This window comes from Longimicrobium sp. (assembly GCF_036399255.1).
GTDB lineage: Bacteria > Gemmatimonadota > Gemmatimonadetes > Longimicrobiales > Longimicrobiaceae > Longimicrobium.
The window spans coordinates 13,223-30,048 of record NZ_DASWNM010000002.1; the positions used below are offsets into that span (position 1 = coordinate 13,223).

Below are 16,826 nucleotides of genomic sequence, written 5' to 3' on the forward strand. Positions count from 1 at the left end.
CGCAACACGGCAAGTCGCCGACTTCCGCACTCACGCACTTCCGCACTCCCGCACTTCACCTCGGCCTCCCGGTGAGCACGTCCAGCCCCAGCGCACTGTCGCCGCGCACGCTGCCGTCGGGGAACGCCACCAGACGGCCCACGCTGTCGCCTCCCATTCGCACCGACAGCGTCACCGGGCGGCGCGTCTGCAGCGCCCGCCGCCGCGCGTCCGCGATGGTCCCCGCGCGCTCCGCCGCGGGATCCGTGCGCTCCAGCGACCGCGCCGCCAGCCCCGCCACGCCGGCCATGATGCCCAGGATCACCAGCACCACCATCAGCTCGACGAGCGTGAAACCAGTGCGTGAGTGCGTGAGTGCGTGAGTGCGGGAGCAACGTCCGCGAATTCGGAGACACTCCCGCGGAAACGGAAGCTTTTCACTCCCGCACTCACGCACTTCCGCACTCACGCACTCCCTCACATCGGCCTCACGCTGTACACCGCCTGCAGCAGCGCCGCCGCCACCAGCGCCACCACGCCGCCGAACAGCAGGATCATCGCCGGCTCCATGATGCGGACCAGCGACCGCACGGTCTGCTCGGCGCGGGCGCTTTCGATGCGCGACGCATGGGACAGCATGGGTGCAAGCCGGCCCGTCTCCTCGCCCGTGCGGATCAGCCGCACGGCCGTGGGCGTGGCGGCGTCCTGCGCCTCGAGCGAGGTGGCGATGGCGTGGCCCGCCACCACCTGCTCGCGCGCGGCAAGGATGCGCCCCGTCAGCGCCGCGTCCCCCGTGGCCCGCGTGGCATGCGACAGCGCGGGGGCGATGGGGACGCCGCTCTCCAGCAGCGCGCCCAGCGCCGCGCAGAAGCGGCCCACGGCGCCCGCGCGGCGGATGGACCCCACCAGAGGCACGCCCAGCAGGAACGCGTGCCAGCGGGCGCGCCCCTCCTCCGTGCCCGTCCACACCTTCCAGAGCGCCACCGCCACCAGCAGCGTGAACAGCCCCGGCAGGAACGCCGCGCGCGCCAGCTCCGCCGCGCCCAACACCATCCGCGCGGTGGGCGGCAGCGCCTGCCCCAGGCCCTCCAGCACCGTCGCGAAGCGCGGCAGCACGAATCCCACGAGCAGCACCAGCGAGCCCGTGCCCGCCACCGCCAGGATCAGCGGATACGCCAGCGCCGCGCGCACCGCCCGCCGCGTCTCCGCCGCGCTTTCCATCAGCTCCGCCGCGCGCGCCACGGCCGCCGCCAGCCCGCTCCCCGCCTCTCCCGCCTGCACCAGCCCGACCACCAGCGGCGGAAAGCCCACCGGCGCGGCGGCAAGCGCGGCGCCCAGGCTGTTTCCCTGCCGCACCGACTCGCGCAGCGCGGGAAGCGCCGGCTTCCACGCGGGCGGAACCAGGTCGTCCATGGCCGCAAGGGCGCGGGCCACGGGAAGGCCGGACTCCAGCAGCGTGCTCATCACCCGCAGCCCCAGCGCCATGTCGGGGGTGGACATGCGCGGCCGCCCCGCCTCGCGCCCGCGCTCCAGCCGCACCTCCAGCGGAAACAGCCCGCGCGAGAACAGCAGCTCGCGGGCGGCCTCGGCGCTCTCGGCGCGCACGGTGCCCGTTTCCAGCAGCCCGCTCTGGTGCGCCGCGCGATAGCTGAACTGCGGGGTTCCCGCGCTCACGTCACGCGCGGTTCGGCTTCGCGGCGGATTCCGGGCGCGTGGCCTCCACGATCAGCGACTCGTAGCGCACCGCCCGCACGTCGCCCACCACCTCCTGGTGGCGCTCGATCCCGCGCAGCGCCGCGTGCTCGCTTTCCCCCAGCTCGCACCGCCGTACGCCGGTGAACCCCGCCGCGCGCAGCCGCTGCGCCAGGGCATCGTACGAGTAGATGAAGTGGTGCCCCGTGGCCTCGTCAGGCCCGAACTCGCGGAACATGCTGTTGACCACGCGGGCGGGGTCCGGCTCCGGCAGCCCCAGCAGGGTGCTGATATAGGCCACGTAGTGCCGCCGCTCGTCGTCCAGCTCCGGCGCCGCCAGCGCGGCCATCCGCTGCAGGTCCGGCGTGGCGATGCGCACCACGCCGCCGGGGCGCAGCACGCGAAAGCACTCCCGCAGCATGTGCTCTCCCGCCTCCAGGGGAATGTGCTCGATCTGGTGCTCGCTGTAGACGTAGTCGAACGACGCGTCCGGCAGGGGAAACGGCCGGGTGGCGTCCAGGAACTCCACCTGGCCGCGGCGAAACACCTGCACGTCCGTGTTCAGCCACCCGGGGAGCAGGTTGTGCCCCGCGCCCAGCTGCAGCGCGCGCGGCTTGGCCGTCCGCAGGTAGCGTTCGACCGCCGAGCCGCGCGACAGCCGCGAAACCACCCGCCGCCGCGCCAGCTCCAGGTGAAAGACGGGCTGCGAGCGCGCCATCAGCCAGCGCGCCGCGCGTACGTGCGCCGGGAGCTCGCTCAACGACCCATCTCCCGCGTCCGTGACGCCTCAGTCCTGGACCACACGCAGCACCTCCTCCACCGTGGTGACTCCGTCCTTTACTCTGTGCCACGCGTCCGTGCGCAGGGGGACCATCCCGCTGCGCCGCGCCGCCTCGCGCAGCTCCGGACGCGACGCGCGGCGGACGATCCCCTCGCGCAGCGCGTCGTCCATCGCCAGCAGCTCGTAGATCCCCGTCCGCCCGCGGTACCCCGTCCCCCGGCACGCCGGGCATCCCGCGCCGCGCAGAAAGACGTCGGGGAGCGAATCGTCACCCGCCAGCTTGCGCACGGCGTCGCGGGGCGGATCGTACACCTCGCGGCAGGCGTCGCAGACGCGGCGCACCAGCCGCTGGGCCAGGATGCCGTCCACCGTGGCCGCGGCCAGGTAGTCGGGGATGCCGAGATCGAGCAGCCGCGGCAGCGCGCCCACCGCGTCGTTGGTGTGCAGCGTGCTAAACACCAGGTGGCCCGTCATGGCGGCCTGCACGGCGATCTCCGCCGTCTCGGCGTCGCGCATCTCGCCCACCATGATCACGTCCGGGTCCTGGCGAAGGATGCTGCGCAGCGCATCGCCAAAGCTGACCCCCGCCTGCCGGTGCACCGGCACCTGCGTGACCCCGGGAAGCTGGTACTCCACGGGATCCTCGACGGTGATGATCTTTTCCGCCGCCGTGTTGCGCAGCCCCAGCGCCGCGTAGAGCGTCGTCGTCTTGCCGGAGCCGGTGGGCCCCGTCACCAGCACCATCCCGTGCGGCTTCTTCGCCAGCGCCTCCATCCCCGCCAGCACGCCGGACGGCATCCCCAGCTCCCGCAGCTGCACCGGGCGGCCGCCGCGGTCCAGCAGGCGCAGCACCACGCTCTCGCCGAACATCGTCGGCACGGTGCTCACGCGCAGGTCCAGCTCGCGGCTTTCCAGGCGCACGCGGATGCGGCCGTCCTGCGGGCGGCGGCGCTCGGAGATGTCGAGCTCCGCCAGCAGCTTGATGCGGCTGACTACCGCGTGGTGCAGCTCGGCCGGGGCCTCGGGCGCGGGCGCCAGCACGCCGTCCAGGCGAAAGCGCGCCGTGAGCCCGCTGCGCTCCGCCTCCAGGTGGATGTCGCTGGCGCCCGCGTCGTAGGCGTCGCGGACGAGCAGGTTTACGTAGCGGATGACGGGCGGCTGGTTGGCCAGGTCGCGGACGTCCGTGGCCAGGTCGTCGTCGCCGTGCACCTGCGCCAGCTCGATCAGGCGGTCGGCGCGGGTGCTCAGCCGCTCGATCAGCCGCTCCACCTCCGCCGCCGTCGCGTGCTCCAGGTGCACCGTGCGGCCGTAGGCGTAGGCAAGGTCGTCCACCGCGTCCAGCAGCGCGCCTTCGGCGGCCAGCACCAGCAGGGTGCCGTCCGGGGCCACGTCGCGGGGGCACAGGCGGTGGTGCAGCAGGAACTCGCGCGTGATCCCTTCCGCGAGCGGCACTTCGGTGGACGACATCGGCAGGTCAGTAATGCACGGGCGCCGGACGATCGTGACGGCTGCGGAGCGGCGGCGTTCCCGCTCCGTCGGATGGACTTCACGTGGATCGATCCTGCGAGATTCGCTCGTGGCGGCCACCAGCCCGCGGCGCAACGGATCGCAGGGAATGCGGATGCGGAAGGGTACGGGAAGCGGCCTGAATGTAACCGCGTGCCCCGGCCCGTTCAACCGCGCGGGGACGGGTGCACGGAATGCGGGGGCGGAGCGCCGGATGCGGGCAGGGAACGGTATCGCTCCGCGGAAGCGGGGCGCGCGCGACGAGCGTCCCCGTACACCAAATCTGTCATTCCGAGGGAGCGCACGCACGGCACCGTACCTTACCACAGGACCCGGTGCGCGACCGAGGAATCTACTTTCCGTTTCCTCGTAATCTGTCGCAACGCCCCGGCCTGGCCCTGTCTGGCTGTTTCGCCGCCGCGGCCGTGGCGCGGGCTGCCGCGTCCGCCTTCGAGCAGGCCGAAAGTAGATTCCTCGGCCCTGCAACCTGCAGTGCATTCATCTGGAGACAGCATGGCCGGGCCTCGGAATGACAGTCCTCATCCCGGTATGACGCCGCTCTCACGGGATTCAGGAACACTGGCGCCAGTCCCGCGCGTGGGGAAATCCATTACGCCCGCGTCCGGTGCTTCTCCGATGGCGTGCGGGGCGGCGGCGGCGCAGGTTGCAGTGCGTAGCGTGTGCGTTCACCTGACCAGGGAGGCCCGATGAACCCGCAGTTGCAGGCGTTGATCGATGAGTTCGCCAGCGCGCGCGAGCGGCTGCACCGCTTGGCGGCCACCGTGCCCGTGGAGCGCTGGGCGCAGCGGCCGGCGGAGGGAAGCTGGTCCGTGGCGGAGTGCGTGGCGCACCTTAACCTGACCTCGCACGCGTACGTCGGCCCGCTGCGCCAGGCGCTGGCCGGCGCGCGCGCGGACGGCACGGCGCCGGCCCGCTACCGGCGCGACCTGCTGGGCTGGCTGGTGTGGCGCGCCGTGCGCCCCCAGACGAAGATCAAGGTAAAGACCAGCGCCTCCTTCGTCCCCACCGCCGCCGCGCCCGCCGCGGAGCTGGTCGCCGAGTTCGACCGCCTGCAGGACGAGCAGATGGCGCTGGTGCGGCAGGGCGACGGCCTTCCGCTGGGCAGGCTGAAAATCGTCTCCCCGTTCGGGCCGGCGATGAAGTACAACGTGTACTCCGCGTTCACCATCCTTCCCGCGCACCAGCACCGCCACCTGCAGCAGGCCGAGCGCGCCTGGGAATCGCTCTCCGGCGGCTGACGTTCCCGGTGATGCCGGAAATCACGCAGAAGCAGCAGAGGGAGCAGAGATGTTTCCTCTGTGGCCTCTGCGGCCTCTGCGTGAGAAATCTTTTTCCGTGATGCAGCGCGAGGCGGATGACAGCGACCGCCGCGCCGCGTTATCGTTCCGGATGCACCCCGCGCCCGGAGAACGATGACGCATCCCCATCCGCCTGGTCCACCCAGCGCGAACGCCCTCTGCTTCGCGTTTCGCGGCAACGAGATCCTGGTCGCTATGGAGGAGGAGAGCGCCCGCATCCCCATCGTCCGGCAGATGGAGATGGATGACGATGCGCCGTGGCTGGACGTGGGCGAGCTGGGCGGCGTGCGGTGCGTGGCGGTGGGCGTGGGGCAGGCGGATGCGCCCACGCCGCCGGGATGCGAGTGGATGCCGCTGCGCGCCTCGTTCCGCGTGCTGACCCCGGACGAGTTCCGGATGGCCGGGCGCGCGTCCGAGATCGTGGAGTGGGAGCGCGCGCACCGCTTCTGCGGGCGGTGCGGCGGGCGCACCGAGGCGTGCGGCGAGCCGCTGGCGCGCCGGTGTTCGGAGTGCGGATCGCTGCACTTTCCGCGGCTGAGTCCCGCCGTGCTGGTGTCGGTCACCCGCGGCGACCGCATCCTCCTGGCCCGCTCGCCGCACTTTGCGCCGGGGATGTTCAGTACCCTCGCCGGCTTCGTGGATCCCGGCGAGTCGCTGGAAGAGACGGCGGTGCGCGAGGTGCGCGAAGAGGTGGGGATCGACATCGCCAACGTGCGCTACTTCGGCAGCCAGCCGTGGCCCTTTCCCAGTTCGCTGATGGTCGCCTTTACCGCCGACCACGCCGGCGGCGAGTTGGCGCCGGACCCGGCCGAGATCGAGGAGGCGGCGTGGTACGCCGTAGACGAGATCCCGGTCGTGCCGCCGCCCATCAGCCTGGCCCGCGCCCTCATCGACCACTTCGCCCGCAAGCACGGCGGCGACCCGTCCACCCTGCGAACCTCCTCCTGACGCGGCGCCCGCAGTCGGAATTCCCGGCTCCGTCCAAACCATTCTCACGCAGAGAGACGCACGTGATGCCGGACGTGACCGGGATGGTGTTTCGCCGATCCGCCCTGCCCATCCTCGCGCCGGCGCTTTCGAGTGACGCCGTGGAACGCGTATGGGCGAGGACCGTTGCGCTGCAGAGGGAGCTGCGGAAGACGCGGCCGCGCCACTCTCTCGGCGTCAACCTGCTGCTGCGCCTGTTCGAGTGGGACCGCGCGCTCTACGGCGCACTCCTGGAGTCCGGCGCCGGTCGCGACGAGGCCGGGCGGATGATCTCGGAGATCAACTGGGCGCTCCTGGGCCCGTCCACCGCGCTCAGCTTTTCCCTGTCGCGCCTGCGCAGCCGCGATCTGCGCACGCGCGTCCAGTGGGTAATCGACCTGCTGTTCGCAACCGTGTTCACCGCACCCTTCCGCCGCGTCGTCCACCGGGCAAAGGGCGAGGTGGCGTTCGACGTGACCCGCTGCCCGCTCGCCGAATACTTTGCCGCGCAGGGCACCCCCGAGCTTACGCGCCACGCCGCGTGCAGCCTGGACTACCACATGGCGGCCCAGTGGGGCGTCACGCTGCGGCGCACGCAGACCATCGCCGAAGGCCACCCCGCGTGCGACTTCCGCTTTCTGCCTAACCCACGCAGCCTGCCGACGCTCCCCACCCCTCTCCAGTAGCCGCAACTCAATCAGGATACACCGCTCACCCCCGCTGACCTCACCGCGTGATGCGCCATCGACGCGAGATGATGATGATCCCACATCCGCCAAACCGGTCATTCTGAGGGAGGCGCCGCGCAGTGCTCTCCGTATGCCCCGGAGCGTGGCGCCGACCGAAGAATCTTTATCCGAAGCGGCAGGATCTTTCCGTCACGCTGTGTTCCCGGGCGATGCCCGGGACAGGGCTCCGCGCGAGGGGAGAGAGATTCTTCGGTCGCGCCCACTGGCTCCGCGTATTTCCGCATCCCCGGGGTGGGCGCTCCCTCAGAATGACAGGTGTTTCTCTGATTCAGTATGAGATCATGATGATGACGATCGATTCACCCGGCCGCAGGAGGTGAGCGCAGGGATTCCAGCCGCCGCATGGCCGCGATGCCGAGCGCGGGGCCGACGGCCAGCAGGCCGAACGCCAGCGGCCAGCCGCCCGCGTCGCGCAGGTGCGGCACCGCGGCGATGGAGACGGTGGTGAGCAGAAAGCCGATCGCCGTCTGCAGCGTGAGCGCCGTGCCCACCGCGTGCTCCGGGGCCAGTTCCGTAACCAGCGCGCTGAACTGCGCGCTGTCCGCCACCACCGAGAATCCCCACACCAGCGCGACGGCCACCGCCAGCCACGCCGGCGCCCGCAGCAGCCAGCCCATCAGCAATGCGCACAATCCGCTGGCGGCCATCGCCCAGATGGTTATGCGCTCGCGGCCCAGCCGGTCCGCCCACCGTCCCGCCAGCACCGAGCCCACGCCGCCCGCCGCGATGGTCGCGAATCCCACCACGCCCGCCCGCGCCTCCGCCGCCACCTCCGACGCGCCGTGCCCGGCAAAGAAGTCCACGAAGAACAGGCTGATGAACGTCCACGCGGCGTACAGCTCCCACATGTGGCCCAGGTAGCCGTAGACGGCCAGCCGCACCGGCCTGTCGCGCGCCACCTGCCCGATGAGCCCCCACGCGAACGGACGCCGCGCAAACGGAAACGGCCCCTCGCGGTAGCCGGCGCCCACCAGCACCGCCGCGGCCAGCGCGCCCACGGACGCAGCCAGCACCACCTCGCGCCACCCCAGCGAAGGAAATGCGCGCAGCAGGTACGGCGTCGCCTTTCCCACCGTCAGCGCCCCCACCACCGTGCCGATGGCCAGCCCGCGCGCGGAGCGGAACCACGTCGCCACCATCTTCATCGCCGGCGGATACACGCCCGCCAGAAAGACGCCGGCCAGAAAGCGCAGCACCAGCGCCGAGCCGTACCCATCCGCCATCACCAGCGCCGCGTTGGCCGCCGCCGCCAGCACCGCGCTCGCGGCGAAGTACCAGCGGCTGGGGAGCAGGTCCGCCAGGTTGAGTACCGCCGCCAGCGCCGTCCCCGCCACGAACCCCAGCTGCACCACCCCCGTGAGCCATCCCGTCTGCGAGGCCGTGAGCCCCCACAGCTCCTGCAGCCGCGGCGACGCCGCGCTGGCGCTGAACCACACCCCCATCCCCAGCAGCTCCGCCGTGGCGATGAGCACCAGCGCCCGCCAGCGGTGCGGGTGCGCGTCGAGAGCAGGGGGCGTGGTCACAGAGTCCGTCGCAAGAGAGGGAACTGAAGTCAGCGGCTGATTGAGCTTGCAAGGTTTTCAGCTTGCCAGGTTTCCCGCTTGCCAGGTTCCCCAGCTTGCAAGGTTTCCCAGCTTGCCAGGTTTCCCAGCTTGCCAGGGATCGATTGCCTGCCGGGCGGACAAAGTACCTGCGATGCGGCTCCCCTGCACCCGTCCTTCCCGTTTCCGCGGAAATCCGCCTCCGACCGCCGCGACGGCGGAAAACAGACGGTCGGCATCGTCGCTCTTGCTCTGAAGCCTGCGGATGCCACAGCTTGAGGCAGCGCCAGCCCGCACCGTGGCGCGACCTTCCCGAAGCCGCGATGTCCAGCATCAGTCCCGCTCCCCCCGAAGTCCGCAGGTCCCGGCAGGCCCCCGGGCCGTCATGGCGCCGCCGCGTGGCGGCGCTCGCCGCGTTGTGCCTGGGCGCGTCGTTCCTGGCGCCGCGCGCGGACGCGCAGGTGCCGGGGCTGGCCTTCGCGCGCTGGGGGACGGAGCAGGGGCTGCCCTCCAACATCGCGCTCGACATCGCCCAGACCCGCGACGGCTACCTGTGGCTGGCGTCGTACGAGGGGATCGTGCGCTTCGACGGGGTCTCGTTCCGCGTCTTCAACGAGTCCGACATCCCGGGGCTGGGCCGCGCCAGCTTCTGGCAGGTGGCGGTGGACTCCGCCGGCACGTTGTGGGCGGCCAGCGAGCGCGACGGGCTGGTGCGCTACGCCGGCGGCCGCTGGACGATCTTCCGGATGCGCGACGGGCTCAAGAGCGACAAGGTGACGTCGCTGCTGCCGGACACGGGCGGCGTGCTGTGGGTGGGCACGCGCGGCGGCGTGAGCCGCGTCAGGAACGGGCGCGTGGAGCCGCTTCCCGCCCCGGCCGGGATGGAGGAGCCGGTGGTGATGGACATGGCGCGCGCCCCGGACGGCGCCCTGTGGATCGGGACGGCGGCGGGGGGCGTGCTGCGCTACCGCGACGGCCGGTACGAGCGCCCGGGCCTCGCGGCGGACCAGGTGGCCTCGCTGTACGCGGACCGCGACGGCACCGTGTGGGTGGGGACCTTCGACCCCGGCGTCACCCGCCTGCGCGGCGGGACCGTCACCCGCGTCGCCGCGGACGGGGCCGGCGCCCCGCGGCGCGTGAACACCATCCTCCGCGACCGCGAAGGCACCCTCTGGCTGGCCGCGGAGAACGGCCTGTTCCACATGGCGGGCGGCCGCGCGGTGCACGTCCCCCTTCCCGGCGGCCAGCCGATCGCCCAGGCCTCCACGCTGCACCAGGACACCGAGGGCAACCTGTGGGTGGGGTCGCGCCAGGGCGGGCTGTTCCGGCTGCGGCCCACCGCGGTCGCGACCGTGACGCGCGCCGACGGCCTGCCGCACGACCTGGTCTCGGCGATCGCGGGCGACGGCGCGGGGGGCGTGTGGATCGCCACCCACGGCGGCGTGGCGCACCGCACGGCGAGCGGCACGCGGCTCTTTACCCACGCGGGCGGCGCGCTGGCCGACGACGTGGCGCGCGACCTGGTGCCCGGCCGCGGCGGCGACCTGTGGGTGGCCACCAACGGCGGGCTGACGCGCATCCGAAACGGGCAGGCGGTCACCTTCGGCGCGCGGGACGGACTGCCGGACGACCGGGTGCGCGCGCTGTCCCAGGCACCGGACGGATCGCTGTGGGTGGGCACCTACAACGGCCTGGCCCACCTGCGGGACGGCCGGTTCCGCACCTATGGGCCGGCGCAGGGCCTTGCCGATCCCTACATCCTCTCCGTCTTCGCGGACCGGCGCGGCACCGTGTGGGTGGGCACCCAGAGCGAGGGGCTGTTCCGCATGAGGGACGGCCGCTTCGTCCCCGGGCCGCGGGCGCTGGCGGGGCAGCCGGTGTTCCGCATCCTGGAGGATGCCGACGGCACGCTGTGGGTGGGCTCGGCGCGCGGGCTGGCGCGCATCCGCGGCGACAGCGTCTTCGTCTTCAACACGCGCCACGGGCTTCCCGGCAACGCCGTGTACCAGGCGCTGGACGATGGACACGGGCGCCTGTGGCTGACGGGATCGTGGGGGGTGGGAAACGTGGCACGGGCGGAGCTGGAGGCGGTGGCCGCGGGGACGGCGCGGACGCTGACCATGAAGCAGTTCGGCAGCCGCGACGGGATGGCGGGGGAGGCGTCGTCCATCTCGCGCGCCTGGCGGGGGCCGGACGGGCGGCTGTGGTTCGGCACGCCGGCGGGGCTGGCGATCGTGGACCCGGCGCGGCTGCGGCGCAACGCCCGCGCGCCCACCCCGCTCATCGAGCGCGTGGTGGTGGACGAGGTGGCGCACGAGGGCGAGGCGGCGATCGAGGGGGCGCCCGGGACCCGCCGGCTGGAGTTCCACTTTACCGCCGCCAGCTTCGTGGCGCCCGAGCAGCTGCGCTTTCGCTACCGCCTGCAGGGCTACGATCCGGGGTGGGTGGATGGGGGCACGCGGCGGGTGGCGTATTACACCAACCTGCCGCCGGGGCGCTACGTCTTTCACGTCGAAGCGCGCAACGAGGACGGCGTGGCCAGCACGGCCAACGCGCGCGTGGCCCTGCGGCTGCGGCCGCACTTCTGGCAGACGCGCTGGTTCACGCTGCTGGTGATCGCCGCCGTGGTGGCGCTGGTGCTGGCGGCGCACCAGCTACGCGTGCGGATGGTGCAGCGGGCGCTGCGGGAAGAGATGCTGCGCGACCTGTCGCTGCACGACGACCTCACCGGCCTCTACAACCGGCGCGGCCTGCTGGCCCTGGCGGAGCAGTGGGTGCGCGAGGCGGACCGGCAGCGCCGCGGCTTCGACGTGGTGTTCGCCGACATGGACGGCCTCAAGCGGATCAACGACACGCTCGGCCATCCGCAGGGCGACCAAGCCCTTCGCGACACCGCCCGGCTCATCCGCAAGAGCTTCGGGGACGCCGCCGTGGTCGCGCGCCTGGGCGGCGATGAGTTCGCGGTGCTGGTGCGCGACGATACGCCGGCCGCGGACGGAGACGCCGGCGCCGGCGTGAAGGCCGCCGCCGCGCGGCTGCGGGAGGCGGTCGCGCGCCACAACGACACCGCCGGCCGTCCCTTCAATCTCTCCCTGAGCCTGGGCTTCAGCGGGTTCGACCCCGCCGCGCCGCGTTCCATCGACTCGCTGCTGGAATCCGCCGACCAGCAGATGTACGCCCAGAAGCGCGGCAAGCGGATCGCCCGGGCGTAGGTGAAGGGGTGAGGGGTGAAGGGCTGAAGGGGTGAAGGGGTGAAGGGGTGAAGGGATGCGCGGCGGAAGCGGAGGATTGCCGGGCCTCCTCGTGCGCCGAGCCACCCACGCGCGACGGCCGTTGCCGACGCATGCAGGTGAAGCCCCGTTCGGCGAGCGTCAGCGAGCCGAGACGGGGCTTATGGCATTTCTAGCCGCGGGTTTCAACCCGTGGTCCCGGGGCGTGGGTTCAACCCCGTTCCCATCCCCCGACGAAACTCCGCCCCAATAATCAGAACCGGAAGCGCGCGCCCATGCCGATGGTGATGTAGTCCAGGTCGTCCATCTTGCGGTAGCGCACCTCGGGGGTGACGGACACCTGCCAGCTCACGGGATAGTCGACGCCAATCCCCGCCTCGATGCCCGTGTCGTTGTCCTGGAACAGCGCGCCCAGCAGAAAATACGGGCTCCCCGCACCGCCGCCGCCGCTGCCGATCCCCACGCGCCCGCCCAGTTCGAAGCCGCTGAGCTCCAGCTCGCCGTCCGGCAGGACGTCCTCGTCCACCTCCAGGTTGAACTGCGAGTATCCGCCGTACAGCGCAAAGGTGGGCGCCACCTCCAGCGACGCGCGCACCCCGAAGCCCGGGCCCACGTCGTACAGCTCGCCGGTTTCCTCCACGGGAATGCCCGCGTCCAGGCGCAGCTCGATGGCCACGGGGAGCTGCGCCGCCGCTGGCGTCACGGCCAGCGCCGCGGCCACCAGGCCCAGCGCCGGAATCCAGTTTCTCATCAGTCTGCCCTTCCGGTTGAAAAGTGGTCCGACGCGCGTGCCCGCCGCCGCCGCGCGCCCCGCATGGAACCACGCAAGGTGCCCGCGAGTTCCGCATCCGTCCGCTTGGATGCGGATCGGCCCGCCACGGTTGCAGTGGGCCTCGTGCAATCCATGCCTCACGGCAGTTGCCCCATGCCGCGCCGCGTCGCCAGGGCCACGTCGAGCGGACCGTCGCGAATCTGCGTCCGCCCGTCCTGCGCCGGCGCAGCACGGGCGGAGTTCGCATCATTACACGCAACAATTACACGATTTGCATTGCGGAAGCGCGTGCGGGTCGGCTACACTCTACGGTACCGTGACGCCATCGCGTCCGATTGCAACGTCTTTCACGGAGCCGTACGATGCCGAAAATCATCCGCCTGCTGTCCCTGCTCCTTGTCGCCGCGGCCGCGACGGCGTTCGGGGGCAGCCGCCCGGCCGCCGCCGCACCGGGCGCCACCGTCGAGGGGCGCGACGCGCAGACCTTTGCCGCGGTGATCCTGGGGCCCAGCAACATCCGCAGCTACACGCAGTGCGTGTGGACGGTCAACACCTCCGGCGGAACGGCGCCGTACACGTACTCCTGGAGCGTCACCAACGGCTCCGGTTCGGGCGACTCGGAGTGGTACGGCGAGTTCTACGGTACGGGCACGCTGTACCTTACCCTGACCGACGCCAACAACCAGACGGTCAGCATCCGCAAGAACGTGTACGCCACGTCCGGCGGCGCCAGCTGCGCCTGGTAAGGACCCACCGGCGGTGCCGGAGCCCGACAAACGAACGCGCCCGGCCGGGGATGAACCCGGCCGGGCACTTCATCGTGGGGGTCCAGCCCGCCGTCCGCCTCAGCTCGCGACCTGGCGCAGCACGCGGTAGATGTATTCCGTGGCCCAGCCGACGGCGGGGACGGGCACGCGCTCGTTGTCGCCGTGCATGCGCAGCTCGTCTTCCATCAGCAGCGGCATGGGGAGGATGCCGTACGTGGGGATGCCGATGGCGCGCAGCGCCGCGCCGTCCGTGGCGCCGGTGGACATGAACGGCAGCACCGTGGCCGAGGGCGCCATGACCCGCGCCGCCGCCTCCATGGCCTGGAACAGCTCCGTCGACACGGGCGAAGGCGGAGGCGCCTGTGCGGGCTCGCCTTCAACCGCGAACGTCACCTGCGGCTCGCCGTCGATCTCGTTCATCATCCGCACGATCTCGCCGATGTCTTCACCGGGCACCACGCGCACGTTGAAGGTGGCGCGCCCCTCGGACGGGATCACGTTGCTGCGAAAGCCGCCGTTCAGCAGGGTGAGCGAGGCGCCGGCGCGCAGCACCGCGTTGTGCAGCGGATCGCGCGACAGCACCGCCGCCGCCCCGTCGATCTGCTCCCGGGACGCGCCGGTGGCCGACAGCTCCTCCATCGCCCGCTTCATCTCGGCGTCGCCCTCGATGGCGGCCAGGCGCTGAAAGTAGATGCGCGTGGTCTCGATGAGCCGCACCGGCGCGCGCCACTCGTGCACGCGGTTCACCGCGCGGGCCAGCGCCGCCAGCGCGTTGTCGGGAAGCGGAACGGAGCCGTGGCCGCTGGTGCCGGTGGCCGTGGCGACGACGTTGTAGTAGACCTTTTCGGTCGTCTGGATGTTGACGGTGCGTACGCGCCCGTCCTGCACGCGGATGCGGCCGCCCTCGTTCAGCGCGAACTCCGCGTCGCCGATGAGGTCGCGGTGGTGCTCGATCACCCAGTCCACGCCCACGGCGGGCCCGCCCTCCTCGCCCGCCGTGGCGAAGAAGATGATGTCGCGGTCCAGGCGGTTGCGCTGCTGGGCCAGCTGGACGAGCGACGTGAGGGTGGCGGCCAGCATTCCCTTGTCGTCGATGGCGCCGCGGCCGTACAGGTAGTTGTCGCGGATGGTGGGGGTAAAGGCGTCCGTCTCCCACTTGGTGGTGTCGGCGCCGACGACGTCCATGTGCCCCATCACCAGCACCGGCTTCTGGCGCGGGTTGGCCGCGCGCAGCCGGGCGACGAAGTTGGCGCGCATGCTGTCTTCGGGCACGCGCAGGATGCGGGTTTCCACGCCGGGCACGCCGCTGAGCACCGAGTCGAAGTACATGGCCGTCCGGATCTCGTTGCCGGGCGGGTTTTCGGTGTTGATGCGGATGAGGTTCTGCAGGTGGCGCATGGTGGTCGCCTGCGCGGCGGCGCGGTCGAGCCCCTGCGGCGCGGGCGCCCGCACCGTCCAGGCGTCCTGCGCCGCCGCGGGCGCCGCCACCAGCACGGCCGCCAGCAGCGCGGTGTTGCGAATGCGCATTCGTGTATCGCCTTCCCCTGTGGGTCCCCTGTGATTCAGATCCAGGTGAGTGCCCGGGGCACCCACGGATGTTGGAACGTGCATCGAACTGCGCCCGCGGGGGCCCCTCCCCCGGCCCCTCCCCGTTCGTTCCTCACGGAGAGGGGAGAATTCGAACGCGCTTCGGATAGGATCGGATAGGAACCGGCTGACGGATGTCATCCCGTCACCCGTTCACCCCTTCACCCGCTCACCTCACGGCTGCCGGGCGATGACGACGGTCGCGTTCCCGAAGCCGGACTCGCGCAGGGTGGCGCGGACGGAATCCGGGCCGCTCCAGGCGCCGGCGAGCTCGGCGTCGGAGTATCCCTCGCTGCGCAGCCGCAGCTCGAAGTTGGGATGGTCCCAGTCGCCGCTGACGTCGACCTCCACGCCGCGGGTGGCCACCGTGTCGATGCGCGTGGTGTCCACCGCGCCGGGGACGCCGGGGCGGTCGGGGTCGGGGACGGTTTCCAGGATCTCCTCCAGCCCGCGGATCTCGCCGGTGCCGGTGACGCGGTTGTCGCCGTCCTGGTTGAACTTGAGCTCCAGCTCCAGCGGAAACGCCCGGCCCAGCCAGGTGCCGTCCAGCGAGTAGTCGCCGGGATCGGTGGGTCCCTCGCCGCAGGCGGCCAGCAGGGGAAGCAGAAGCGCGAAGCGGTGGATGGGGCGCATGGGCGCGGTCACGGTTGTGAAAGTAGGGAAGTCCACTCAGGATAGCCGGTTACCCGCCGGTCCCGCAATCGGGTCCCCCTGCGTGCCGGGCGGCAACGATCTTGCCCGCCCCGCGCCGCATGACGACACGCATCCACCAGACCACGCACGCGGATCAGGCGGTGCCCGCGGGGCGCCGCATCACCCTGGAGTTCCACGCCGGCGGCGAGGCCATTCCCGGCATCCTGCTGCTGCCGCGCGAGCCGGTGCCCGCGCCGGGCGTGCTGCTGCTGCACGGCTACTCGTCGCGCAAGGAGCACGTGTCGGAGGGGGTGGGCGGCTCGCTGATGCGGCACGGCATCGCCAGCCTGGCCATCGACCTGCCGCTGCACGGCACCCGCGGCGACCCGCTGCAGGCGCAGGCCGCGCGCAACCCGCTGGCGCTGATGGGAATCTGGCGGCAGGGGCTCAAGGAGTGCCGGCTGGCGCTGGGCTACCTGCGCGCGCGCAAGGAGATCGACCGCGACTGCACGGCCATCGCCGGCTACTCGCTGGGCTCCTTTCTGGCGGTGCTGACGGCCGCCGAGGACCCGGCCGTGCGCGCCGTGGTGCTGGCCGCGGGCGGCGACCTGCCGGCGGGCACGCCGCTCTCCGCCGTGGCGCGCACCGTGGCCGACCCCATCCGCGCCGTCCGCAAGCTGCGCGGCCGCCCCCTGCTGATGGTGCACGGCACCGGCGACCGCACGATGAAGCCCGAGCAGGCCCAGCGCCTGTTCGATGCCGCGGAGGAGCCCAAGGAGCTCAAGTGGTGGAACGCGGGGCACATTCTGCCGGCCCCGGCGATCGACTACGCGGCGGAGTGGCTGCGGGAGCGGCTGAAGGGGTGAGGGGATGAAGGGGTGGGGGTGAACGGGTGAACGGGTGAACGGGTGATGGGGACGACGCATTGTGGTTCGTCGAAATAGATGGCAACTGCGTGCGACGCGGGCCCCCTCCCCCGGCCCCTCCCCCCTCGTTCCTCGGGGAGAGGGGAGAATTCGGTCGCGCTACGAGTGGGGTTGGGCGCGTCCGCCGGCGCCCCCTCTCCGGCCTCTCCCCCATAAACTGCATGGGGAGAGGAGAATTCGATTCCGCTCCACCAACTGTTGAGCGCGTCACCCTCCCCCGCGCTGTTTGCGGGGAGGGCCGGGGTGGGGGGCGCCGACGACGCAGTTCGAACCCCTTCGAAGCCGCAGCATACCCTGCCCCACCCGCCCACCCGCCCACCCGCCCACCCGTTCACCCGTTCACCCGTTCACCCGTTCACCCGTTCACCCGTTCACCCG

Annotated in this window: 14 protein-coding genes; 6 read left to right on the plus strand and 8 right to left on the minus strand. The window is 71.9% G+C overall.

The window, feature by feature from the left end; genetic code table 11:
- Positions 1 to 55: 55 nt before the first annotated feature.
- The 4 genes from VGC13_RS00095 to VGC13_RS00110 are packed head-to-tail and all read right to left on the minus strand — an operon-like array spanning position 56 to position 3,919.
- A complete protein-coding gene (locus VGC13_RS00095) occupies positions 56 to 460 on the minus strand; it encodes a pilus assembly FimT family protein (protein WP_331123144.1) in 405 nt (134 codons plus the stop codon).
- Complete coding sequence (locus tag VGC13_RS00100) at positions 457 to 1,653, minus strand: type II secretion system F family protein (protein ID WP_331123145.1); 1,197 nt, start codon at positions 1,651 to 1,653, stop codon at positions 457 to 459. The genes VGC13_RS00095 and VGC13_RS00100 overlap by 4 nt, the downstream gene beginning before the upstream one ends.
- 1 nt (position 1,654) lies before the next feature.
- Positions 1,655 to 2,431, minus strand: coding sequence for a class I SAM-dependent methyltransferase (locus VGC13_RS00105; RefSeq protein ID WP_331123146.1), 777 nt, complete (start codon positions 2,429 to 2,431; stop codon positions 1,655 to 1,657).
- Positions 2,432 to 2,458: 27 nt separating this feature from the next.
- The gene (locus VGC13_RS00110) at positions 2,459 to 3,919 is read right to left on the minus strand and encodes a GspE/PulE family protein (protein WP_331123147.1); all 1,461 of its coding nucleotides are present in this window, start codon (positions 3,917 to 3,919) and stop codon (positions 2,459 to 2,461) included.
- A 746-nt stretch (positions 3,920 to 4,665) separates the two neighbouring features.
- Here VGC13_RS00110 and VGC13_RS00115 point away from each other — a divergent pair.
- The 3 genes from VGC13_RS00115 to VGC13_RS00125 all read left to right on the plus strand — a co-directional run bounded on the left by VGC13_RS00115 (position 4,666) and on the right by VGC13_RS00125 (position 6,929).
- Positions 4,666 to 5,217 carry a DinB family protein gene (locus VGC13_RS00115; protein ID WP_331123148.1) on the plus strand — a complete coding sequence of 184 codons (552 nt, stop codon included), beginning with the start codon at positions 4,666 to 4,668 and terminating at the stop codon, positions 5,215 to 5,217.
- A gap of 174 nt (positions 5,218 to 5,391) precedes the next feature.
- Positions 5,392 to 6,225 carry an NAD(+) diphosphatase gene (gene nudC / locus VGC13_RS00120; protein WP_331123149.1) on the plus strand — a complete coding sequence of 278 codons (834 nt, stop codon included), beginning with the start codon at positions 5,392 to 5,394 and terminating at the stop codon, positions 6,223 to 6,225.
- A 65-nt stretch (positions 6,226 to 6,290) separates the two neighbouring features.
- Positions 6,291 to 6,929 (plus strand): L-2-amino-thiazoline-4-carboxylic acid hydrolase, encoded by a 639-nt coding sequence (locus VGC13_RS00125; RefSeq protein ID WP_331123150.1) that lies wholly within the window; start codon positions 6,291 to 6,293, stop codon positions 6,927 to 6,929.
- 362 nt (positions 6,930 to 7,291) lie between these two features.
- On the opposite strand, the gene VGC13_RS00130 is transcribed toward VGC13_RS00125, so the two are convergent.
- Complete coding sequence (locus VGC13_RS00130; RefSeq protein WP_331123151.1) at positions 7,292 to 8,515, minus strand: MFS transporter; 1,224 nt, start codon at positions 8,513 to 8,515, stop codon at positions 7,292 to 7,294.
- 341 nt (positions 8,516 to 8,856) lie between these two features.
- Here VGC13_RS00130 and VGC13_RS00135 point away from each other — a divergent pair, with 341 nt between their 5' ends.
- Entirely contained in the window at positions 8,857 to 11,745 is a 2,889-nt protein-coding gene (locus tag VGC13_RS00135) for a two-component regulator propeller domain-containing protein (RefSeq protein ID WP_331123152.1), read from the plus strand.
- Between the two features lie 271 nt (positions 11,746 to 12,016).
- On the opposite strand, the gene VGC13_RS00140 is transcribed toward VGC13_RS00135, so the two are convergent.
- The gene (locus tag VGC13_RS00140; RefSeq protein WP_331123153.1) at positions 12,017 to 12,514 is read right to left on the minus strand and encodes an outer membrane beta-barrel protein; all 498 of its coding nucleotides are present in this window, start codon (positions 12,512 to 12,514) and stop codon (positions 12,017 to 12,019) included.
- A 383-nt stretch (positions 12,515 to 12,897) separates the two neighbouring features.
- On the opposite strand from VGC13_RS00140, the gene VGC13_RS00145 reads away from it, so the two are divergent.
- Complete coding sequence (locus VGC13_RS00145; RefSeq protein WP_331123154.1) at positions 12,898 to 13,281, plus strand: hypothetical protein; 384 nt, start codon at positions 12,898 to 12,900, stop codon at positions 13,279 to 13,281.
- 99 nt (positions 13,282 to 13,380) lie between these two features.
- Here VGC13_RS00145 and VGC13_RS00150 read toward each other — a convergent pair whose 3' ends face one another.
- Together VGC13_RS00150 and VGC13_RS00155 are read right to left on the minus strand one after the other, a co-directional pair.
- Positions 13,381 to 14,829: a M20/M25/M40 family metallo-hydrolase gene (locus tag VGC13_RS00150; protein WP_331123155.1), complete on the minus strand. Its 1,449-nt coding sequence runs from the start codon at positions 14,827 to 14,829 to the stop codon at positions 13,381 to 13,383.
- 234 nt (positions 14,830 to 15,063) lie between these two features.
- Complete coding sequence (locus tag VGC13_RS00155) at positions 15,064 to 15,534, minus strand: hypothetical protein (protein WP_331123156.1); 471 nt, start codon at positions 15,532 to 15,534, stop codon at positions 15,064 to 15,066.
- 107 nt (positions 15,535 to 15,641) lie between these two features.
- Between VGC13_RS00155 and VGC13_RS00160 the strand changes: the two genes are divergently transcribed.
- A complete protein-coding gene (locus VGC13_RS00160) occupies positions 15,642 to 16,388 on the plus strand; it encodes an alpha/beta hydrolase family protein (RefSeq protein WP_331123157.1) in 747 nt (248 codons plus the stop codon).
- The last annotated feature ends 438 nt before the right edge of the window (positions 16,389 to 16,826 follow it).